Below are 21,912 nucleotides of genomic sequence, written 5' to 3' on the forward strand. Positions count from 1 at the left end.
AGATTTATCCGAAGTCCCAGCCCGCTGGGATTCTAACGGCAGTATTGCAGTGCCCGCCCCATGTGTTTGCCGCCGACGGATTCCACACGATCGCCGCTGGCCGGCGCAGCCTTGTTGTTGCAAACGACTGTTGATTCATGAACCGAAACGGTTTCGGTTTTTGCGGGAATTGATGGGTAACAAGCGAGGGGATGTTTTCTCCAAAAAACGACGTGAAATATTTCACCTTTTTCAGGTTCGAGTTGGGTTTATCTGGGTTGATTAGGGACAGACATTTACGGGTTAGACGCTGGGAAAGTTCAACGATCTCTGCAAGATCGACGGAGATTCGGGGTCTTGGCATCATGTGCCTGATTTCTTCCTGCTATGCTTGCCAAGCATAAGGTCGTCGGTTCGACCCCGATCACCCGCTCCATCTTTTCCTTCCTTAGAATTCCGAAATCGATGCGACTCATTTACGATTACGCGCCTGCAGGGCGCTTTTCGTTTTAGTGCGATTGATTATCGTTCGAATTTTTTACGCCAACATTACTTGACATATCAACATTCTACCCTTAAACAATTATTAGTTCGGCAACTGTTTGTGGAGATGCGGAAACTCCCAACCTCTTGCGTAATCTTTCCTAAGACTTGAATCGGGAGATTTCAGTGAATTCATGGCCCGCTAAATTGCTCGTGTGTGCGATAGTTTTGTTAGAGAACTTTTTCCCGGCCTTGGTGCAGTCGCAATCGAGCAAGACTTCTACTCCGGGAGATTGGGACAAGTTATTAGAAGCGGCGCGCAAAGAGGGCAAGGCTACCGTTTCGATTCCTGCCAGCGCGGAGATGCGCAAGCTCCTTGAAGAGGGTTTTCGCAAACGTTTTGGGTTTGAGCTGGAAGTCTTCACGGCCCGCGGCAGTAGCCCGGTCAGGCGCATGGCGGATGAATTCAGATCCGGCGTGCGGCATTTCGATGTGCACATCGGCGGTTCCTCTTCGGCGGTGTCTGGAATGCTCGATGAAGGGATTTTGGATCCTATCGAGCCCTGGTTGATGCTGCCGGAGGTCAAAGATCCGCGCCAGTGGTGGGGCGGCCATCTTTGGGTCGATACGCGAAGAAGTTTATTTACATGTTCCAAGCCTATTTAACCGAGAGCACTTGGTTCAATACCGATTTGGCCAAAGCCAGCGACTTTCGCAGTTACGATGATTTTCTCCAACCCAAATGGAAAGGCAAAATCGGTTTTCTCGATCCCCGTTCGCCGGGCGCCGGGGATTCCAACTGGGCATTCATCTGGGAAGTGAAGGGTGAAGAGTACCTGCGAAGATTGGCCGCTCAGGATTTGGTTTTGGGACGCGATCAGCGCGTGCTCGGGGAAAATTTAGCCAAAGGCCGGGTCGCGGCGATGATCGGCCTCACTTATTATTCTCTCTTGCCCTTCGTAAAGGCCGGTTTGCCAATCAAACCCGTGGGGTCGCTCAAAGAAGGAACCTACGGCACCGGCGGCAGCGGCAATCTGGCGATCATCAAAACGCCGGCGCATCCCAATACGACCAAAGTTTTTGTCAATTGGCTCCTGTCGCGCGAGGGGCAAGAAATCACCACCAAAGCCCTCGGCCAAGCGACCCGCCGGCTCGATGTCGATACCAAGTGGCTGCGCGAAACCGGCGTGATCGCCGCTAAAGACAGCATGGCGCTCAAGGATTTCTGGCAGATTGAAAATCAGTCGGAAGAGAAACTCGACAAGGTGCGCGAACCGGCGCAGAAGCTCGCCCTAACGATTTTAAAATGAACTTGAATAAAATTTCCCGATAAGGACTTGCACCCATGGCCAAACCGTATTTCAGTGACTTTCGCGATTATCTCGACGCGCTAGAAAAGCGCGGCAAGCTGCATCGCTGGCAGCGCGAGATCAACAAGGACACCGAGTTGATGCCGCTGATGCGCTTGCAATATCGCGGCATCGCCGACGAGCAGCGCCAGGCGTTCCTGTTCGAAAATGTCACCGACAGCCGTGGCCGCAAACACGATATCCGCGTGGCCACGGGCATGTATGGATCGTCGCGCGATGTCGCGGCCATAGGCCTGGGTTGCGACGAGCCGCTGGAAATTTATGAAAAGTGGCGCCAGGCCCTAGCCCATCCATACGAACCGCGCCAAGTCGACAGCGCGCCGGTGCAAGAGATCGTTTACAGCGGCCAATCGCTCAAAGATTTCGGCGTCAGCAGTTTGCCCGCGCCGGTGGAAGAGCCGGGTTTTAGCGGCGGCATTCGTGCCACCGCGCCGTTCATCACGCAAGATCGTGAAACCGGTGTGCGCAACGTCGGCATGTACAGCGGCCACTTTCGCGGCGAAGGCCATCTGATCGCCGGCATCGCGCCGATTCATCATGCCATCCTTTATCATCATCGCGAGGCGGTGAGCCGCAAGGAGAAGCTGCCGGTGGCGATCGTCTTGGGCGCTCTGCCGGATGTCGTTTATTGTTCGGCGGCCAATTTACCCTATGGCGTCGACGAGCTGGCGGTGGCCGGCGGCATTCGCGGCAGACCTGTAGACGTCGTGCGCTGCAAAACGATTCCGCTCGATGTGCCGGCGGAAGCGGAGATCATCATCGAGGGAGAAATCTCTTTCGATCGTAAAGAACGCGGCGAGCCTTTCAGCGATTATCCCGGCTACTTGATGGTCGAGCGGGAATTTCGCTCGGTCATCGATGTCACCGCCATCACCATGCGGCGCAATCCCATTTTTACCTCGATCTTGGTCGGCTTGCCGCCGAGCGAGTCTAATGGAATTTCGCGCACCTGCCGGGAAATGATGCTTTACAATTTTCTCCGCTACAGTTGCGCCATGCCGGAAGTCTTGGAAGTCGCGTGTCCTGAAATGGGCGGCGGTTGGAATTGGTGGGTGATCCGCATGAAGAAAAGCCACCCGAGCAAACCCAAGCAAGCGCTGCACGCCGCCTCGGGCATGGACCCGACCAGCAAGATGATCATCGTCGTCGATGAAGATATCGATCCGAAAGATCCCGACATGGTGATGTGGGCGATGAGCTTTGCCATGCAGCCGCATCAAGATGTTGAGATCAGCACCGGCCGCTCGCCGCTGCTCGATCCCTCGGCGCATTCGCTGATGCGCGGGCGCGAGGAAAGAAGCTTTCCCGGCGCCGTCGGTTGTTCCGGTTTGCTCATCGACGCCACGCGCAAGGGACCCTTTCCGCCCGTTGGCTTGCCAAAGAAATCCTACATGGAGAATGCGCTTAAAATTTGGCAGGAAGCGGAGATGCCCAAGCTCAAGTTAAAAACGCCGTGGTACGGCTACCCCTTGGGCTTGTGGGATGACGAAGACGATCGGCTGGCGGAGAAAGTGGCCCACGGCGAATATTTTCAACACAAAGAAGTGAAAGGACATTAACCGTGGCGAAACGCGATACCAGTTATGAAATATGGATGCGAGAGGAAGGCATCCCGGTGGTCGAAGGGTACGGCGTTACCGATGTCACACAGTTGTCGCTGCAACCTTGGCAGCGCACCGGCGGCAGGGGCGCCTTTATCGATTTGAAGGGCATGGAAGGGTTTACCGGCATGTACGTCAGTGAGATTCCTCCTGGCGGCGCCCTCAATGCGGAAAATCATTTGTACGAGGAATTGATCTACATCATCGAAGGATTTGGCTCCACCGAGCTATGGTCCGCCGGTGAAGAGAAGCGCAAAATGCATTTCGAATGGCAACAGGGAAGCCTGTTCGCGATTCCGCTCAATACCCGCCATCGCATGATCAACGGCAGCCGCGAGCCGGTGTTTTTTTTGGCGGTCACCAGCGCGCCGCTGATGATAGATCTGTTGCACAACGTTCCCTTTGTCATGGGCAGCGATTATAAATTCGCCGATCGCTTCGACAGCGAGAGCAATTATTTTGTCCCGAAGAACGATCGCAAAGAGTTGGGCGGTTTCATCAACTGGGAAACCAACTTTATCGCCGACGCGCGCGGCGCTTTGGTCGATCCATCGGAAGCCAAAGGCTTCGGCGTAAAAATTACTTCCTTCGACATGGGCGGCAGCACCTTGGTCGGCCACATCGCCGAGTGGCCGGTGGGACGTTATCACAAGGCGCACTTTCATCAGGGCGGCGCGATTTTATTGATTCTCCGCTCGCAAGGTTACACGCTCATGTGGCCTCAGGAAGCGGGCTTGCGTCCCTATCGCAGCGGCAACGGCGGCAAAGTCGTGCGCGTCGATTGGCGCGAAGGCAGCGTCTTTAGTCCGCCGAGCGGTTGGTTCCATCAACATTTCAACACCGGCAAAGAGCAAGCGCGCCAATTGGCGTTTCGCTACAGCGGCCAGTCGGGAAAATATCTGCTCGGCTGCTGGCGCGCGATCAATAAAGAAGGCGTGCGCACCACCGTGCGCGAGGGCGGCACCTTGATCGACTACGAGGATGAAGATCCGCAGCTGCGCATCGACTTCGAAGCGGCGATCGAGAAACTCGGCGTCGCTTCGGCGATGCCGCCGTTCGATTACTTGGATCTGTAGAAGAGAAGAAGATTGGCCGCACCCTTCGACGCTGCTCAGGGCCATCGGGGCGTAATGAACGCAATGAAAGAAATTAAACCCGACATCTTCGGCCTTTTGCTTTGCTGCATGATCGCGATCCCATTCGCGGTCAATGCCCAGAATGCGAAACCTGCTTGGCAAACCGACTGGGACAAAACCATCGAGCTCGCCAAGAAGGAAGGCAAGGTCGTGGTGTCGTTGCCGGCGAGCACGGATCTGCGCGCGGCGATCGAGAGGCTTTTTGAAAAGCGCTACGGCATCGACGTCGAACCACTGGTCGGACGCGCGTCTTCGTTGGTGCGCAAGATGATCGACGAGAGCAAGGCCGGCGTGCGCTATGTCGACCTGCACATGGGCGGCAGCGAATCGCTGGTCACCGGCATGTTGCCGGAGGGAGTGGTCGATGCGCTCGATCCATACATGATTCTGCCCGAGGTCAAAGATCCCAAGCAATGGTGGGGCGGCCATATCTGGGTCGACAACGCCAAGAAGTTTGCTTACTCGACTTCGGCTTATCAGTCGGAAAGTTTGTGGTTCAATTCTCAATTGATAAAGTCCGAAGACGTGCGCTCTTTCGACGATCTGCTCGATGAAAAGCTCAAGGGTAAAATCGGCTTTCTCGATCCGCGCACGCCCGGTTCGGGCGCCTCCATGTGGTCCTATTTGCGCGAACTCAAAGGTGAGGAGTATCTCAAGAAACTGGCGGGCCAAAAGTTGGCGTTGAGCCGCGATCAGCGGGTCTTGGCGGAAATTCTGGCCAAGGGCAAAATCGCGCTGGTTTTGGGCCTGACTTATTATTCCTACGCGCCATTTTTGAAAGCCGGCTTGCCGGTGGCGCCGCTGCCGGTGCCCAAAGAGGGCGTCTATGTCAGCGGCGGCAGCGGCCATCTCGTGGCGTTAAAAAACGCGCCTCATCCCAATGCCGCTAAACTTTTCACCAATTGGTTTTTGAGCCGCGAAGGGCAGGAAGTTTATACCCGCGCCATGCATCAACCGACGCGCCGCTTGGACGTCGATGCCAAGTGGCTGCGTGAATTCGGTGTGATTCCAGCCAAGGACAGTTTGACCGTCGAGCAATATTACAAGCGAGAAAATCAGTCCGAGGAAAAGATCAATCGTCTGCGCGAACCGGCGGCGGCATTGGCTCGCAAACTGTTTGGCTAGACGGAACGAACCATGAAATGCCCCGAAGCCAGATTATTTACGCTTCTCCTGAGCGTTGCCAGCGCCGGAGGTTTCCTGCCGTCGGCGTTGGCGCAAAGCAAGAATCCCGAATGGGACAAGGTTGTCGAAGCCGCCAAGAAAGAAGCCAAAGTGGTGGTGTCGCTGCCGGCGAGTAACGAGTTGCGCGCCGCTATCGAACGGCTTTTCGAAAAACGTTACGGCATCGACGTCGAACCGGTGGTGGGCCGGGCATCCACTGTCGTTCGTAAAATGGTCGACGAAGCCAAAGCTGGCGTACGCTACACCGACGTGCACATGGGCGGCGCCGAGTCCGTGGTGACCGGCATGTTGCCAGAGGGCGTTGTCGATGCCCTCGAACCCTACATGTTGCTGCCCGAAGTAAAGGATCCCAAACAATGGTGGGGCGGCCATATCTGGGTCGACAACGCGAAGAAGTTTGCTTACTCGAGCATGGCCTATCAGCCAGAGACATTGTGGTTCAATTCTCAATTGATGAAAGCCGAAGAGGTGCGCAGCTTCGACGATCTGCTCGATGAGAAGCTCAAAGGCAAGATCGGTTTTCTCGATCCGCGCACGCCCGGTTCCGGGGCGTCGCTGTGGTCCTATCTGCGCGAGGTCAAGGGCGAAGACTATCTGCGCAAGTTGGTTGGCCAAAAATTGGCCTTGAGCCGCGACCAGCGGGTGCTGGCGGAGATTCTCGCCAATGGCAATATCTCTTTTGTGCTCGGACTGAGCTACTACTCCTACGCGCCGTTTATCAAAGCAGGTTTGCCGGTGGCGCGGCTACCCGTACCCAAGGAGGGTATGTATGTCGCCGGTGGCAGCGGTCAAGTGGTGGTATTGAAAAACGCGCCACATCCCAATGCCACGCGATTGTTTCTCAATTGGTTCCTGAGCCGCGAAGGTCAGGAGGTTTACACCCGGGCCATGCAACAATCGACGCGGCGCTTGGACGTTGACACCAAGTGGCTGCGTGAATTCGGCGTGATTCCAGCGAAGGACGGATTGACCCAGGAGCAATATTACAAACGGCAGAATCAATCCGAGGACAAGATCAATCGTTGGCGCGAACCGGCGGCGGCATTGGCGCGTAACTTGTTAGGTTAAGAGGTGCTCTATGATTCGAGCCCGAGTCCGTTCGTCAGCTCATGCTCTTATCGTGATGTTGTTGCTGGCCGCTTCCGGTGGCGCGCAAACCAGAAGCCCTGAATGGGACAAGGTCGTCGACGCGGCGAAAAAAGAAGCGCGTGTGGTGGTGTCGATTCCCACCAGCGCCGAGCTGAGAAAAGAATTCGAAAGCGGATTTCAAAAAGCTTTTCCGGGGATTGAACTCGAGTTGAGCGTGGCGCGCGGCGCCAGCAATATCAATAAAATCGCCGAGGAGCAGAACGCCGGTGTCAAGGGCATCGATCTGCACATCGGCGGCACGACTTCGATTATCACCGGATTGTTGGCGCAGAATCATCTCGAACCCGTCATGCCGGCGATGATAGTGCCCGAGGTGCGCGATCCGAAGTACTGGTGGGGCGGCCATTTGTGGGCCGACAGCGCTAAGAAATTTATTTACGGCTTCACCGCCTACATGACCGAAACCATTTGGTACAACACCACGCTGGTTAAGCCCGAAGAGATTTCCTCCTGGGACAGCCTGCTCGAGCCCAAGTGGAAGGGCAAAATAGTGATCCTCGATCCCCGGTCGCCCGGCTCAGGAGAATCCACCTGGGCATTTTTACTGCGCATCAAAGGCGAGTCTTATCTTAACAAGCTCGCGGCTCAGGAAATGATGGTCGGACGCAATCTGCGTCAGCTGGGCGAAAACATCGCCCGGGGCAAATCGGCGGTCTCCATCGGTCTGTCCTATTACACCTATGTGCCGTTCATCAAAGCCGGCCTGCCGGTCAAACCGATCTCGATCATCAAAGAGGGTTACTACGCGGCGAGCGGTAGCGGCAACGTCGTGCTGCTCAAGAATGCGCCTCATCCGAACGCGACTAAGGTTTTTCTCAATTGGCTGCTCAGCCGCGACGGCCAGGCAGCTCTAACCCGCGCCTTGGGCCAGCCGACGCGCCGTTTCGACGTCGATACCAAATGGACCCGGGAATTCGGCCACACCGCCGCCAAGGAAATTTTAACGCCGGAAAAATATGACGAGCTAGAAAATGGTTCGGAAGAGGTCGTCAACAAGTTTCGTAAGCCGGCCATGCAGCTGGCCGAGAAATTATTCAAGTAGGAGAGGGCGCGTATGAGTCGTAAACTTTTCCTCGGTCCGATCACGCTTCTAAGCGTTTGCCTGTGCACCGGCTCGGTGTTTGCTCAAACAAAGCCGAGCGAGTGGGACAAGATCGTCGAGGCGGCGAAAAAAGAAGGCAAGGTCGTCGCGTCGATTCCGCCAACGCCTGAGCTGCGTAAGCTGATGGAGATTACCTTTACACGCCGTTACGGCATCGCCACGGAATTCGTTCCGGCGCGCGGCGGCGCGATCATTCAGCGCATGGTCAGCGAAGCCAAAGCGAACACCCAGTATTTCGATCTGCACATCGGCGGCACGGAGTCGATCATCACCGGCCTGTTGCCGGAAAACGTACTCGATGCGGTCGATCCATATATGATTCTGCCCGAAGTGCGCGATCCCAAGCAGTGGTGGGGCGGCCATATCTACATCGACTATGCCAAGCGCTATGTCTACAACTTCGTCGCCTATCAGACCGTCAGTCTGTGGAGCGATCCTAACCAGTACAAGCCAGCTGAGTTCAAATCCTTCGACGATCTGTTAAGCCCCAAACTGCAAGGCAAGATCGGCATCAGCGATCCGCGTACGCCAGGATCGGGATCGTCGATGTGGTCCTACATGCACTACATCAAGGGCGAAGAGTATTTGAAAAAACTCGTCGCGCAGAAACTTTTTATCACGCGGGATCTGCGGCTGTTGGCGGAGAACTTAGCGCGCGGGAAAATCGCGGTGACCTCGGGCATCGGCTATTCGGAGTTTCAACCATTCATCAAAGCCAACCTGCCGGTGGTGGCGTTGCCGGTGCCCAAAGAAGGACTCTACGTCAGCGGCGGCTACGGCCATTTGACCGTGCTCAAGAACCCGCCCCATCCCAACGCAGCCAAAGTTTTCGTCAACTGGCTGCTCAGTCGCGACGGCCAGGAAGTTTTCGCCCGCGGCATGGGCGTCGGCAGCCGCCGCTTGGAAATCGACACCAAGTGGTTGAGAGATTACGGCGTCATCACGGCGAAAGATTTCTTGACCCTCGAGCAATATCACAAGTATGAAAACCAGTCCGAAGAAAAGATCAACAAGATTCGCGAGCCGGCGGCGGCCTTCGCGCGCAAAGTGCTTGGCAGCTAGAACTGCACCGCAAGGCCATGAAAATATTTTTATACTTCTCACTGATTCTTGGCTCGTGTTTGATGGCGGGAATTGCGTTCGCTCAAAACGCCCGGCTACGGCCGGGTGAATGGGACACGATCGTTGAAGCCGGCCGCAAGGAAGGTAAGGTCGTGGTCTCGGTCCCGGTAAGCCCCGAGCTGCGCAAGGATTTTGAAAGAGCGTTTAAGCAACGCTTCGGCATCGAGGCGGAACTTATCACCGGTAGGGCCGCCGCCATCGTCGCCAAAATTCAGCAAGAAGCCAAAGCCGGAGTGCAAAGTTTCGATCTGCATATCGGCGGCAGCGAATCCTTGGTCACCGGGCTTTTGTCCGAGTCTATGTTGGAGCCTTTCGATCCCGCGATGATTCTCCCGGAGGTCAAAAACCCGGCTAACTGGTGGGGTGGCCATCTCTGGGTCGATAACGCCAAGCGTTACATCTACACGAGCCTAGCTTACGTAACGGAAAACCTCTGGTACCACGCCGATCAGGTGAAGCCCGATGAAATCCGCTCGTTCAACGATCTGCTGCATCCTAAGTGGTCCGGTAAGATTGGTTATCTCGATCCACGCACGCCGGGATCTGGCAGCTCGCTCTGGTCTTTTCTCTGGCAGATCAAAGGCGAGGCTTATCTTAGAAAACTGGTCGCTCAAAAGATGTTCATCGGCCGGGATCAGCGGCAGCTGGCGGAGAATCTCGCCAAGGGCACGAACAGTCTCGTCATCGGTCTGACCTATTATTCTTTCGCGCCTTTCATCAAGGCCGGCCTGCCAGTCAAGCCGCTGCCCAATCCGCCCGACGAAGTCTACGTCAGCGGCGGCAGCGGCAATATCTCGATCATCAAGGGCGCGCCCCATCCCAACGCGGCGAAAGTCTTCGTCAACTGGTTTCTCAGCAGAGAAGGGCAAGATTTGTTTTCCCGCGTGTTGGGCCAGGGCACCAGGCGCTTGGATGTCGACACTCACTGGCTGAAAGATGTCGGTGTCATGGCCGCAAAAGATGTTCTGTCTCCGGATCAATATTCCAAGCTGGAAAATCAGTCGGAAGACAAGATCGTCAAAGTGCGCGAGCCCGCCGCCCAGTTGGCGCGCAAGCTTTTAGACTAGGAGGCAGGATGAAGTTTCGAATGTACATGATCGCGCAAGTAGCCTTGATCGTCGGTCTAGTGTTGCCGGCTGAATTCGTTTCGGCCCAGGTCGCCAAGTCGGCTGCGCCCAGCGATCTGCAAAGGTTGGCCGATGCCGCTAAGACAGACGGCAAACTGGTGATTTCGATTCCGCCAAGCGGCGAATTTCGCAAGGCGCTTGAAGACAACTTCGGCAAGCGTTTCGGCATCAGCCTCGAACTAGTCCCCGCCCGGGGCGCAACCTTGATCACGCGCATGGTCGATGAAGCCAAGGCCGGCGTTGCCTACTTCGATCTCCATATCGGCGGCACGGAGTCGGCGGTCAGAGGGCTCTTAAGCGAGGGAATCCTCGATCCGGTGGATCCCTGGATAGTCTTACCGGAAGCGAAAGATGCGCGAAATTGGTGGGGCGGCCATATTTGGATGGATAACGCCAAACGGTTTATTTACAGCTTTGCCGCCTATCAAACCGAGAGCCTCTGGCACAACGCCAACCTCGTCAAGCCGGATGAAGTTCTGTCCTTCGACGATCTGTTGAATCCGAAATGGCAGGGTAAGATCGGCTTCAGCGATCCGCGCACTCCAGGATCGGGCGCGTCCATGTGGTCCTATATCCGCTCGATTAAGGGCGAAGGCTTCCTCAAGAGTCTGGTTGGGCAGAAGATGTTTATTTCGCGAGACCTGCGGGTGCTTGCGGAGAGCACGGCGCGGGAGAAGATCGCGATTGCTGTCGGCCTGATCTACGCCGACTTCGCGCCCTTCTTAAAAGCCGGCATGCCGATCAAGCCGCTGCCTCAACCGAAGGAGGGCATGTATGCCACCACCGGTTACGGTAACTTGATGGTGCTCAAGAATGCGCTCCATGCCAACGCCGCCAGGCTGTTTATCAACTGGTTTCTCAGCAAAGACGGCCAGGAAGTTTACACCCAAGGCATGGCCGAACCGTCGCGACGGCTCGACGTCGACGCCGCCGCGCTCAAGAAGACCGGCATCAGCGCGGCCAAGGATATCATGAGCATCGAGGAGTTTCATAAGCGCGAGAATCAGTCAGAAGAGAAAGTCTACAAAGTGCGCGCGCCCGGCGCTGATCTCGCACGCAAGCTGTTGGATTAGATGTACGTTAGTTCTCCGTTGGTTTAGGCAATCAGGAATAATTTCACGGATGGGAGTTGGCTAAATGGCAGGAAGAGATTTGCGCGACTATATCAACGATCTGGAAGAACGAAACGAGCTCCAGAGAATAAAAGCCGAAGTCGATTGGAACGAAGAGCTCGGCGCGATCACCAGAGAAATTTCCAGCCAATATGGCCCGGCGCTGCTGTTCGAAAATATCACCGGCCACAAAAATACTTTGTGTCGCCGGCTGTTCACCAACGGCACCGGCAGCAAAAAACGCTTGTGTTGGATCCTCGGCGTCCCTGACACGACTTCAGATGCCGAGATCGTGCGTGTGTTCAAAGATCGCTTCGCCAACCCGGTCAAGCCGATGACGGTGAACAGCGGACCTGTCAAAGAAAATATCGTCAAAGGCGACGATGTCGATCTGTTTCAACTGCCGGTGCCCAAGTGGAATCCTTTGGACGGCGGCCGTTACATCATGACCTCCGGCAGCGTGGTTACGCGCGATCCCGACAGCGGCACGCTCAACGTCGGCACCTACCGTGGTATGATCGGCACTAAGAATACCATCGGCGTGCTCTTGGCGACCACTCAAGGCTGGGGCATGCACTTCACTAAACATAAAAGCCGCAACGAGCCGATGCCGGTGGCGGTAGTGTTGGGTTGGGATCAGTCGTTGTTCATGGCCGCTTCGACACCGGTGATTCATCCCGAATATGAGATGGCCGGCTCGCTGCGGCGCGCGCCGGTGGAGCTCGTCAAATGCGAAACTAGCGATCTGATGGTTCCTGCCTCCGCCGAGATCGTGCTCGAAGGATTCGTTTCACCAGATCCCAAAACCTTTACATTAGAAGGTCCGTTCAGCGAGTATCCCGGCTACTACGGGGGCAGTAAGTCGCCTAAGCATACGATTCAAGTGACCTGCATCACTTACCGTAACGATCCGATCTTTCATGGTTGCCTGACCGGCGCCACTCCTGGGCGGACCAACGAATGCAGCACCTGGACGCCGGCGACTTTCTCGGCGATGGCTTGGCAAACTCTAGAACAGGCTGGTGTGGCGAATGTAAAGGCGGTCTGGCGCGGCAAGTGGCCGGAAATGTTGCGCGTGCAAATTCACAAATCCCATCGTGGCCATGCCCAGCAAGTGGCCACGGCGCTGTGGGGCAGCCATCTTGGCAACTACGCCGGCAAGCATGTAATCGTGGTCGATGACGACATCGATATCCACGATTGGGAAGCGATCGAGTGGGCGCTTTGTTATCGCGTCAATGCCGGCCTAGGCGATATCACGACGTTTGCCGGCTCTTCAGGCTCGATGCTCGACCCCAGCGTGCCGCTGGCCGACCGTAACTCGGTGAAATACGGCCACGGCCTTTGGACCCGCGTGTTGATCGACGCGACGATTAACTGGGAGCTCGAACCGCAAGAACAGTATGGTGGCCACCGTTATCCACCGTTGGGTACGACAATCTCGCCGGACATGGCCGAGACCTTGAAGCGCCGGTGGAAAGAATACGGTTTCTAACTCGCGACGGAGACTACGACATGGCACAGCGAACTTCAAAGCAGAAGAGCAAAAATTCCTTTCGCGATCTACGCGAATTCATCGCGCTATTGGAGCGCACCGGCAACCTACACCGGATCAGCGCTTCGATCGATAAGAACACCGAGCTGATGCCGCTGGTCCGCTGGCAATATCAGGGGCTGCCGGACGACCAGCGCAAGGCTTTCTTGTTCGACAACGTTAGCGATTCTGCCGGGAGAAAGTATGATTGCCGCGTCGCGGTGGGCGCGCTCAGCGCGTCGCGGGCGATTTACAAACTTGCGCTCGGGGTCAAGGAATCGGACGGACCGAGCGCCGTGGCCGAAAAGTGGAATCATGCTTTGAGCCATCCGATCGCGCCGCGAAGGGTGGCACAAGGGCCGGTCAAAGATGTCATCATCAAAGGGAAAGAAATTTCTCGCCCAGGCGGCGGCCTGCTACGTTTTCCCGTGCCGATCAGTAATCCGGGTTTCGACGGTGGACCCTTTCTCACCGCGCCCTATGTCGTTACTAAAGATCCTGAGACCGGGGTCGCCAACGTCGGCACCTATCGCTGCATGATCAAGGGACCGGACAAAACCGGGGTAAGCGTTGCGCCGGCGCAGCATATCGGCATTCACTTCCACAAATGCAGAGAGAAAAAGATCCCGCTACAGGCGGCGATCGTGCTCGGTTGCAGTCCGGCTATCGGCTTAGCCAGCGTCGCCAAGGTCGGCTACGACCGCAATGAGTACGCCGTTGCCGGAGGCATCGCCGGCGAAGCAATTTCGCTCGTAAAATGCGAAACCGTCGATCTCGAAGTGCCAGCGCGAGCGGAAATCGTTATCGAAGGCGAGATCCGGACGGATTATATGGAACCTGAAGGACCGTTTGGTGAGTACACTGGCTATATGGGCGGGCAATTGATGAACGGTGTGTTCAACGTTAAGTGCATCACCCATCGAAAAGATCCGATCCTGCAAATGTTCACCGAAGGAGTGCCGAGCGAGAGCGGCGTGATGCGCAAGATGGGCTACGAGTCGACGCTCTACAAATTGCTCAAGTACGACTGCAATATCCCGTCGGTGATCAACGTGAGTCTGCACGAATCGAGCGGCAGCCGAAAATTCGTCGTCATCCGCATGCGCAAAACTAATCCCGCGCAGCCCTGGCAAGCGCTTCAAGCGGCTGTGGCGCTCGATCCGAGCCACGGAAAAATTCTCGTCGCCGTCGACGACGACATCGATTCCGAAGACGCCGACTCGGTCAACTGGGCGATCAGTTTTCGCATGCAGCCGCACCGCGACGTAAAGATCACTACGCACAAATTCGCGGGCTTGGATCCGTCGGCCGCGCCGCCCGGCTCATCGCATACCGAAGCGCGCTTTCCTTCGCCTTCCGGTTGTTCGGCGATCATGATCGATGCGACGCGTAAGTGGCCCTATCCGCCGGTAGCGTTGCCCGCGAAAAAATACATGGAGGCGGCAAAAGCCAAATGGGAATCGCTTGGACTGCCGCCGCTGACGCCGAAAATGCCCTGGTACGGATATAGCCTAGGGCACTGGCAAGAAGAGGACGTGGAGAACGCCGAGCTAGCGATTCAGGGCGACTACGAAGCAGTCGCGGCGCGGCTGCAACAAAAAGGCATCAAACTTTAAGAAATAACAGACTGAGATGCGATTTCGCGTGACCGCAGACGTCACGTCATCGAAAGGAAAAGTTTATGGACTCAAAAGTGGTAAACATCGGCGCCGCAAGAGCGCGGCAAAGAACCTATTACGAATATTTCATGGAAAAAGAGGGCGTGCCGGTGATCCACGGCTACGGCGTAACCGACGTGGGTAAAATCCACCTCAAAGCATGGAAGCGAATAGGTTGCGATGGCGCCTACCTGCAGTTGCGCGGCTTGGAAGGCATCACCGGGGTATACCTTTGCAAACTTGCCGCCGGCGCGGCGACGCTGCCTGAGCGCCATCTCTACGAGAAAGTGATTTATATTCTTCAGGGCGAAGGCGTGGCGGAAATTCAGCAGCGCAATCGCGTGCCACAAAATATTCGATGGCGCGCGGGCAGTTTGTTTTCGCCGCCGATGAACACGCTGCATCGCTTGATGAATCAGGGCAGCGAACCGGCATTGTTCCTGGCGGTCACCACCGCGCCGATGGCGCTCGATCACTATCACAACGAGCAGTTCGTTTTTAACAGCGACTTTGCTTTTTACGACCGCTACGACGGCGAGTCTGGATATTTCGAACCGGGCGGCGAACGCTATCTGGCGACCGACAACCGCCAATGGATTTGGGAAACTAATTTTATTCCAGACGCGAGCAAAGCGCGGATCGATGCCCAGGAGCAGAAAGGCGCCGGTGTCAATCTGACGCAGTTCGAGATCTCGAAAAATATCTTGATCGGCCACTTGGCCGAGTGGCCGGTGGGGCGCTACCACAAAGCGCACTTTCACGGCGGCGGCGCCGTGCTCGTCATATTACGCTCGTCGGGTTATTCGCTTATGTGGCCGAATCATTTGGGCACGCGGCCTTATGAAAATGGTTTCGGCGATCAGGTGGTTCGCATCGACTGGGTGCCGGGCAGCGTTTTCAGCCCGCCGACCAATTGGTTTCACCAACATTTTAATACCGGGCCGGAGCCGGCGCTGCAATTGGCGTTGCGCTGCGGCAGTCAGAAGTTTCCACTCGGCATTCGCGTTGCGGCGATTCGCGCCGGGGTCTATACCTCGGTCAAGCAAGGCGGCACGTTGATCGAATATGACGATGAGGATCCGGCAATTCGCCGAACCTACCAAGCCGAGCTGGCCGAGAAGGGCATCGTGCCGGATATGAATTACGATGCCGCCGCCAACGACGATTGAAGATTTTGCCTGACCTCCGTATAACAGCGAAACAATCCCGGTTTTAACATGAGTGAAAAGTCCCAAGTCATGGACCCGGCGGTCCGCTTCGATTCGACAGTGGCGAGCCCGCGGCGCTTTTTGCGTTTACCGTCGTTGCCGATGGTTATTTTGATTTTGATCGTCGCCTTCCTGGTGCTCACGCCGCTGTTTTTGATGATCCTCAATAGTTTCCAGACCGCGCGACCCGGTCAGCCTATTGTTTGGGGTATCGAGGGCTGGATCAAAGCGTTTAGCACCGGCGGCATCGTCAAAGCGATGACCAACACTTTCACGCTGGCGGTGGCGCGCCAGGTGATTGCGCTGTTCGTCGGCGCTTTTTTCGCTTGGCTGGTGGCGCGCACCGACATGCCGATGAAGAACACCCTGGAGTTTCTGTTCTGGCTGTCGTTCTTTCTACCGGCGTTGCCGCAAACCATGGGCTGGATATTGCTGCTCGATCCCAAGTATGGCTTGGCCAATCAGGCGATCATGGCCACCGGTTTGTTCAGCAATCCGCCGTTCAACATTTATTCTTTCTGGGGCATCACTTGGGCCCATCTCGGCGGCACGGTGGCGGTCAAAGTCATGCTGCTGGCACCCGCGTTTCGAAATCTCGATGCTTCCATCGAAGAAGCATCGAGAATCTCCGGCGCCAGCGGCACGCGGACTTTTTTTCGCATCTTCATTCCGGTGATGATGCCGGCGATTCTGGTCTCGACGATTCTCGGCATCATCCGTTCGCTTGAAGCCTTCGAGATCGAGTTGCTGCTCGGCACGCCCATCGGCTTGCAAGTTTTTTCCACCAAGATTCACGAGCTGGTCACCTGGGAACCACCGCAGTTCGCGCCCGCCATGGCGCTGAGTACGATTTTCCTCGCGCTATTGCTGCTGATGGTCGCCATGCAGCGCGGCTATATTTCCAAGCGCAGCTACGCCACGGTTACCGGCCGCGGCTTCAGCATTCGCCCCACCCGGCTCGGAGTTTGGCGCTATCCCGCCTTCGCCGTGGTGTTGGTCTTTGGTTTGGTCATCACCATCGTGCCGACGATCTTGCTGGTCGCCGGAACTTTCATGAAGCTGTTCGGTTTTTTCAATATCGCCGATCCTTGGACCCTCGACAACTGGCGCGCCACCTTGAGCGATCCGGTGCTTATGCGTTCGCTCTGGAACACCATCGCCATCGGCGTCGGCTCGGGCATCGTCGGCGTGCTGTTCTACGCGCTGATCGCCTACGTCATCGTCAAGAAAGCGCGCGGCAGCTGGCTGCTCGATTTTCTTTCCTGGCTGCCTTGGTCGATACCGGGCATTCTACTCGGCATCGCCTTGCTCTGGACTTTTTTGCAGACCAAAATATTTTTGCCGATCTACGGCACGATTTATCTTCTGATGATCGCCATGGTGATCAAGAGCATGCCCTTCGGCACGCAGATGATCAAAAGCGTGCTGATCCAGCTCGGCGCCGATCTCGAAGAAGCATCGAATGTTTGCGGCGCCAGCTCCTTTGACACCTTTCGGCGGATTATTTTCCCTTTGATTATGCCGGCGTTGATCACCGTCGGTTTGGTTGGCTTCATCTCGGCGGCGCGCGATATCAGCACCGTGGTGCTATTGGGTTCGGGGAAATCGCGCACGCTGTCGTTGCTCATGCTCGATTTCGCCGCCGGCGCGGAATTCGAAAAAGCCACGGTGGTCGCCGTCATCATCGTAGGTTTGGTCGTCGCCGCGGCGCTGTTCGCGCGGGCGCTGGGCGGGCAGGTGGGGGTGAGGGAATAGGTGCTAGTGATTAGTTGTTAGTGTTTAGTTTTTAGTTTCGGATAAGTCGCTAGGGCTCGCCGCAGAATCTTACCGTGTTGTCATAAAGAATATTTCGCTTTTGCGCTTCCGATAGGTCGCTTCGCTCTAGGATTTCGCTTGCCGCGTTGTCACGCCCTTCGCCGTGCGGGTAATCCGATGAGAAGAGAATATGCTCGGCGCCGACCAGGGCGATTTCTTGCAGCAGCAACGGATCGTCGGCTTCCGGCGCGATGAAGAAGCGGCCGGACTTTAAATATTCTTCGATGGCTTTTTCCGGCAGCCGGCCCATGGCGCGGACGGTTGGGTCGCGGCGGTAGCTCGGCAGATAGTGGCCCAGTCTGCCGACGACGTAGAACAACCACTCGGCACCGAATTCTAAGAAAGCAACTTTCAAATTCTGATAACGGTCGAGCATTCCCTGGCCAACCACGGCGACGAAGCCCAACTGCGCCGGCATGCCCATGGCGATGACGTGGGCTTCCAAGCGGGTTTCCACTAACTGGTCGAACGGGGGATAGCTTCTGCCCATATGGACGCAGAGAGGCAAGCCTGAATGCGCGAACTCATCCCAGATCGGCGTGAAACTTCTATGCGACAGCAGTCGCTCGCCGACGGTGCCGAATACCACCGCCGTACTGGCGCCGAGTTGCTGCATTTCCTTTAACGCGGCGACGGCTTCACTGGTGTCGCGCATGGGCAACAGGCCGGCCCACTTCAAGCGCTTAGAATTAGATTTGCACTGGCGGCCGGCGTAGCGGTTGTAGGCGCGAAACATCGCCGCTTCGAAAAATGGATCGCTGCCCATGCAGGCGTACAGGCTGGAGGGAAAGAGCAGCTGCGAGTCGATGCCGAGGGTGTCTAGGTCGCGCAGCCGTTTTTGCGGATCGGACAGGTCGAGAGAACCCAACGTACTCGCCACCGCGCCGAACTCAGGCATCACGGTGGCCGGTGTGTTGGCGCCCTGAGCGCCCGGTCCGTAAGCGTGGGGCTCCATGCGTCCTTCGATGAGCCAACCGGTGCGGTGAATGCCGGCGCCGTCGCGGTCGGCGATCTCCGCCGGCCGCGGCCGGCGCATGGCGAACTCCTTGGGCAAATCTTCCCACATCTTCGGTCCCATCATGACGTGGGCGTCAGCGTCGAATATTTTATAACCTTGAATCATTGGCCTTCTCCATGAACAGAAAATTCAGCTAGATGAAAAGGATTATTCACCACGAAGACACGAAGGATACGAAGGTTTCGGAAAATAGTCTCTCCCAACTTCGTGCTCTTCGTGCCTTCGTGGTGAAATAGGTTTTTCTCTTCGGCGCTCAGCCTTTCATTTTTTCCCTGGCGACTTTGATGATGATCGGCAAGAGCGACAGAAAGATCACCACGAGAATCACCTTGTCGATATTTTTGTGAATGTTGGGAATCATCTGGCCGAGAAAATATCCGCCCAGCACCATAGACAATACCCAGCCGATGCCGCCGGCCACGTTGTAGGAGAGGAACCGTTTGTACTCCATGGCGCCGATACCGGCGACCACCGGGGCGAAGGTGCGGACGATGGGCACGAAGCGGGCGATGACGATGGTGAAGGGGCCGTGGCGATCGTAAAACTCCTTGGTCGTGATCAAATGTTTTTTGTTGAAGAACAGTGAATCGGCGCGGCTGAAAAGCTTGGGGCCGCTGCGTCGCCCGATATTGTAACCGACGGTGTCGCCGACGACGGCGGCGATGCTCAGCGCCAAGATCATCGGCAACAGTTCGATGTCGCCGCGGGCGGCGAACAGTCCGGCGGTCACTAGCAAGGAATCGCCGGGCAGAAAAAAGCCGATGAGCAAACCGGTCTCGACGAAAACGATGACGGTCAATCCGGCGATGCCGCCAATGCGAACCAACGATTCGACGTCATAAATTTTGTGAAATAGATCGAAGATAAAATCCATGGGCGCATGGTGTCATGGAACTGTAAGCGAGGCAATTAAACGAGATATTTCTTTACGCCAATTCCTTCTTCCACTTCTCGCTGATCGTCGCTTTGAGTTCGGCGCTGAGAGCGTTGACCGGCGGAAAGCGGTCGCGCCATGCGTAGGGACGGCAGGCGTTGAGCACGGCGCGGCTGTTGACGAAGTTGCCGGCGTCGCGCTGATCGGGATGCATCGCCGGATCGAGCGGCGTCGACCAGCAGCCATCGATGATGCTGATGGCGGTTTTTGGATCGCAGCGCGTCGAGACCGCCCAGATGACATCTTTCATGTCGGAGGGATCGATGTCGTCGTCGACGACGATGACGAAGCGGCCGTGATAGTTGCCGCCGCGCGAAGCGAGCGCGGCCAAGCCGGCTTGCTGGGCGTGGCCGTGGTAGCGTTGCTTGACTGAAACAATGATAAATGGTGCTCCGCCGGCGGCCGCCGAGCTACCGATGGCGCACCACACGCCTTTGATGTCGGGCACGTCGGCTTTCTCTAAATAATTCCAAATCGCCGCGGCACCGATGGGCACACCGAAAGTGACGAAGGGTGGTTTCAGCGGCGGCGCGCCACACAGGATCGGATCGTTGCGATAATAAACTCGTTTGACCCGGATTACCGGCTCATTCGCCGCGCCGTGGGCGTAGTAGCCGGGCCATTCGCCGAAGGGACCTTCCATTTGCATCTGCTCTTGGGGCGGCGGCACTTCGCCTTCGATGGCGATCTCGGCGGTGGCAGGAATCGGCAAGCCGGTGAGCTCGCCGCGAATCACGTCGATCGGTGCGCCGCGCAAGCCGCCGTAATAATCGAACTCCGACATGCCGTAGGGCATCGATTGACCGGCGACTAAAAATAGCAGCGGATCCTGGCCGAAGGTGACGACCACGGGACAGCTCTTGCCCTTCTCCCAATATTTTTCGCGCATGATGCGCGCGTGGTGGCCGGGGGAAACGTAGAGGCCGAGAGTGTTTTTATCGTGAATCTGCACGCGGTAAATGCCGACGTTGACCCAGCCGCCTTCTTCAGGCTCACCGGTGATGACGCAGTCAGCGGTGCCGATGTAACGGCCGCCGTCGAGCTCATGCCAGTGCGGCGTTGGAAAGATCGTCATGTCGACATCGGCGCCGGATTTTACGTTGTCGAGAATCGGTCCGTTGGTCACGAAGCGCGGCGGAACTGGCTTGACGCCTTTGAGCAGCTCTTTCCATCTGGCGATCAGTTCGATGGGCCGGGCATCCGGCGGCATGCCGACCGTCAGGCTCGAACGCGACGGCGTATTGATCAGATTCGCCGCGACGCGAAAGTTCGGCGCGTAACCCGGCACCTGATCGAAGAGCACCAGCGGCGAAGGTTCTTTGAAAGCAAACAGTTCGGTCAGCGCGCCGATTTCCAGTTCCCAGTGGGCGCCGTGAATCTCTTTGACTTGGCCGAGCTGGCGCGCGGCGTCGATGAATTCGCGGAGATCGTTGAATGGCATTGTCCTGCTTTCGTGTGAAAGGATATCTCACCACGAAGGCACGAAGAGCACGAAGTTCGGAAGATTTATTTTCCGAAACCTTCGCGTCCTTCGTGCCTTCGTGGTGAATCAATCTTTTGCGTTAGAAGTGTCCCAGTTCTTTCGAATGTTTATAGATGCCGTCGTGGAACATGGCGACGCACTCGGCGTTGGTCAAGCAGCAATACTCCGGACCCCAGCCGGGGCGGTACCAGGTATTGCCGTCTTGCAGTAACCGCTCGAATATCTGCCGCGCCACTTCGCCGTGGGCCATCAGGCCGTCCAAATGCTCGTGCAAGTCGGCTTCTTCGTGCACGGCGAAATAGTGCAGATCGGCGTCTTTGATTTTGTATTTGTTCAAAAGCGCTTCGCGCCAGTGTTTGGACCAGTGGCCGAACATTTCTTCATTCAATGACCGCGCCCACCATTCGATCATGCTGCCTTCGTAGACCAGGCCGCGGGCGAACTCCGTCAAGGCGCGGCATTCGGCAAAAACTTGGCAGTTGATCATTTCGTCTAGGGAAACGCCGAACTGCTCGCCCTGTTTGATCAATACTTCGATATGGCCGGGGATTTTGGGATTGACCAACTCGTCGCTGATTTTGCCGACGTAGGGCGCGAGCAGGTCGCGATGGCGCGCGAAGATACCTTGATGGCGCTGGTAAATGATCAGATGAAAGTTGTTGACCTCCACCGGATAACTGTACCAGTGGCGCCAGAATAGTTTGATGGTTTCGAAGGGCAGCTTGCCGTCGGAGAGATCGCGCATGAACGCGCCGGCGAAAATCTTTTCGTTCCACAGCGCGTACATGCGGTGCTTGATCTCATCGGTAAATGCTTTCGCCTCGCTGGGCGAAAGCTTTTTGCCGATTTCTAATTCAAGAGGTTTTTGACTCATGATTGCTTCACTCGCTACTTGC

Annotated in this window: 18 protein-coding genes; 14 read left to right on the forward strand and 4 right to left on the reverse strand. The window is 56.5% G+C overall.

Features of this window, described 5'->3' with window-relative positions; all coding sequences use genetic code 11:
* The first annotated feature begins 648 nt into the window (after window positions 1-648).
* The 14 genes from EXR70_14360 (at window position 649) to EXR70_14425 (ending at window position 17,521) form a co-directional block, all read left to right on the forward strand.
* Window positions 649-1,128, forward strand: coding sequence for a hypothetical protein (locus tag EXR70_14360; GenBank protein ID MSP39668.1), 480 nt, complete (start codon window positions 649-651; stop codon window positions 1,126-1,128).
* Window positions 1,080-1,772 (forward strand): extracellular solute-binding protein, encoded by a 693-nt coding sequence (locus tag EXR70_14365; protein ID MSP39669.1) that lies wholly within the window; start codon window positions 1,080-1,082, stop codon window positions 1,770-1,772. Before EXR70_14360 ends, EXR70_14365 begins: the two co-directional genes overlap by 49 nt.
* 35 nt (window positions 1,773-1,807) lie before the next feature.
* Window positions 1,808-3,391 carry a UbiD family decarboxylase gene (locus EXR70_14370; GenBank protein ID MSP39670.1) on the forward strand — a complete coding sequence of 528 codons (1,584 nt, stop codon included), beginning with the start codon at window positions 1,808-1,810 and terminating at the stop codon, window positions 3,389-3,391.
* Window positions 3,392-3,393: 2 nt separating this feature from the next.
* Window positions 3,394-4,509 carry a cupin domain-containing protein gene (locus EXR70_14375; GenBank protein ID MSP39671.1) on the forward strand — a complete coding sequence of 372 codons (1,116 nt, stop codon included), beginning with the start codon at window positions 3,394-3,396 and terminating at the stop codon, window positions 4,507-4,509.
* 54 nt (window positions 4,510-4,563) lie between these two features.
* Window positions 4,564-5,694 carry an extracellular solute-binding protein gene (locus tag EXR70_14380; GenBank protein ID MSP39672.1) on the forward strand — a complete coding sequence of 377 codons (1,131 nt, stop codon included), beginning with the start codon at window positions 4,564-4,566 and terminating at the stop codon, window positions 5,692-5,694.
* Window positions 5,695-5,706: 12 nt separating this feature from the next.
* Window positions 5,707-6,822, forward strand: coding sequence for an extracellular solute-binding protein (locus EXR70_14385; protein ID MSP39673.1), 1,116 nt, complete (start codon window positions 5,707-5,709; stop codon window positions 6,820-6,822).
* A gap of 10 nt (window positions 6,823-6,832) precedes the next feature.
* Window positions 6,833-7,945 carry an extracellular solute-binding protein gene (locus tag EXR70_14390; protein MSP39674.1) on the forward strand — a complete coding sequence of 371 codons (1,113 nt, stop codon included), beginning with the start codon at window positions 6,833-6,835 and terminating at the stop codon, window positions 7,943-7,945.
* Between the two features lie 12 nt (window positions 7,946-7,957).
* A complete protein-coding gene (locus tag EXR70_14395) occupies window positions 7,958-9,067 on the forward strand; it encodes an ABC transporter substrate-binding protein (protein MSP39675.1) in 1,110 nt (369 codons plus the stop codon).
* Window positions 9,068-9,084: 17 nt separating this feature from the next.
* Window positions 9,085-10,194 carry an extracellular solute-binding protein gene (locus tag EXR70_14400; GenBank protein MSP39676.1) on the forward strand — a complete coding sequence of 370 codons (1,110 nt, stop codon included), beginning with the start codon at window positions 9,085-9,087 and terminating at the stop codon, window positions 10,192-10,194.
* Between the two features lie 8 nt (window positions 10,195-10,202).
* Window positions 10,203-11,327 carry an extracellular solute-binding protein gene (locus EXR70_14405; protein MSP39677.1) on the forward strand — a complete coding sequence of 375 codons (1,125 nt, stop codon included), beginning with the start codon at window positions 10,203-10,205 and terminating at the stop codon, window positions 11,325-11,327.
* Window positions 11,328-11,391: 64 nt separating this feature from the next.
* Complete coding sequence (locus tag EXR70_14410; GenBank protein ID MSP39678.1) at window positions 11,392-12,861, forward strand: UbiD family decarboxylase; 1,470 nt, start codon at window positions 11,392-11,394, stop codon at window positions 12,859-12,861.
* Between the two features lie 20 nt (window positions 12,862-12,881).
* A complete protein-coding gene (locus EXR70_14415) occupies window positions 12,882-14,516 on the forward strand; it encodes a UbiD family decarboxylase (GenBank protein ID MSP39679.1) in 1,635 nt (544 codons plus the stop codon).
* Window positions 14,517-14,581: 65 nt separating this feature from the next.
* Window positions 14,582-15,727, forward strand: coding sequence for a cupin domain-containing protein (locus tag EXR70_14420; protein MSP39680.1), 1,146 nt, complete (start codon window positions 14,582-14,584; stop codon window positions 15,725-15,727).
* Between the two features lie 48 nt (window positions 15,728-15,775).
* On the forward strand, window positions 15,776-17,521 hold the full coding sequence (locus EXR70_14425) for an iron ABC transporter permease (GenBank protein MSP39681.1): 1,746 nt from the start codon (window positions 15,776-15,778) through the stop codon (window positions 17,519-17,521).
* Between the two features lie 49 nt (window positions 17,522-17,570).
* Here EXR70_14425 and EXR70_14430 read toward each other — a convergent pair whose 3' ends face one another.
* The 4 genes from EXR70_14430 to EXR70_14445 form a co-directional block, all read right to left on the reverse strand.
* Window positions 17,571-18,704, reverse strand: a complete 1,134-nt coding sequence (locus EXR70_14430) for a hypothetical protein (GenBank protein ID MSP39682.1) — start codon at window positions 18,702-18,704, stop codon at window positions 17,571-17,573.
* 148 nt (window positions 18,705-18,852) lie between these two features.
* On the reverse strand, window positions 18,853-19,473 hold the full coding sequence (locus tag EXR70_14435; GenBank protein ID MSP39683.1) for a DedA family protein: 621 nt from the start codon (window positions 19,471-19,473) through the stop codon (window positions 18,853-18,855).
* A 52-nt stretch (window positions 19,474-19,525) separates the two neighbouring features.
* Window positions 19,526-20,974, reverse strand: a complete 1,449-nt coding sequence (locus EXR70_14440; protein MSP39684.1) for a UbiD family decarboxylase — start codon at window positions 20,972-20,974, stop codon at window positions 19,526-19,528.
* 121 nt (window positions 20,975-21,095) lie between these two features.
* A complete protein-coding gene (locus EXR70_14445; GenBank protein ID MSP39685.1) occupies window positions 21,096-21,890 on the reverse strand; it encodes a hypothetical protein in 795 nt (264 codons plus the stop codon).
* Between the last annotated feature and the right edge of the window lie 22 nt (window positions 21,891-21,912).

Source organism: Deltaproteobacteria bacterium (assembly GCA_009692615.1).
Lineage (GTDB): Bacteria > Desulfobacterota > Binatia > UBA9968 > UBA9968 > DP-20.

Coding starts and splice junctions, on each gene's coding strand:
- EXR70_14430 (MSP39682.1), bottom strand. CDS start 18,704: ATGATTCAAGGTTATAAAATATTCGACGCTGACGCCCACGTCATGATG.
- EXR70_14370 (MSP39670.1), top strand. CDS start 1,808: ATGGCCAAACCGTATTTCAGTGACTTTCGCGATTATCTCGACGCGCTA.
- EXR70_14400 (MSP39676.1), top strand. CDS start 9,085: ATGAAAATATTTTTATACTTCTCACTGATTCTTGGCTCGTGTTTGATG.
- EXR70_14390 (MSP39674.1), top strand. CDS start 6,833: ATGATTCGAGCCCGAGTCCGTTCGTCAGCTCATGCTCTTATCGTGATG.
- EXR70_14445 (MSP39685.1), bottom strand. CDS start 21,890: ATGAGTCAAAAACCTCTTGAATTAGAAATCGGCAAAAAGCTTTCGCCC.
- EXR70_14380 (MSP39672.1), top strand. CDS start 4,564: ATGAACGCAATGAAAGAAATTAAACCCGACATCTTCGGCCTTTTGCTT.
- EXR70_14440 (MSP39684.1), bottom strand. CDS start 20,974: ATGCCATTCAACGATCTCCGCGAATTCATCGACGCCGCGCGCCAGCTC.
- EXR70_14420 (MSP39680.1), top strand. CDS start 14,582: ATGGACTCAAAAGTGGTAAACATCGGCGCCGCAAGAGCGCGGCAAAGA.
- EXR70_14410 (MSP39678.1), top strand. CDS start 11,392: ATGGCAGGAAGAGATTTGCGCGACTATATCAACGATCTGGAAGAACGA.
- EXR70_14405 (MSP39677.1), top strand. CDS start 10,203: ATGAAGTTTCGAATGTACATGATCGCGCAAGTAGCCTTGATCGTCGGT.
- EXR70_14395 (MSP39675.1), top strand. CDS start 7,958: ATGAGTCGTAAACTTTTCCTCGGTCCGATCACGCTTCTAAGCGTTTGC.
- EXR70_14415 (MSP39679.1), top strand. CDS start 12,882: ATGGCACAGCGAACTTCAAAGCAGAAGAGCAAAAATTCCTTTCGCGAT.
- EXR70_14425 (MSP39681.1), top strand. CDS start 15,776: ATGAGTGAAAAGTCCCAAGTCATGGACCCGGCGGTCCGCTTCGATTCG.
- EXR70_14385 (MSP39673.1), top strand. CDS start 5,707: ATGAAATGCCCCGAAGCCAGATTATTTACGCTTCTCCTGAGCGTTGCC.
- EXR70_14435 (MSP39683.1), bottom strand. CDS start 19,473: ATGGATTTTATCTTCGATCTATTTCACAAAATTTATGACGTCGAATCG.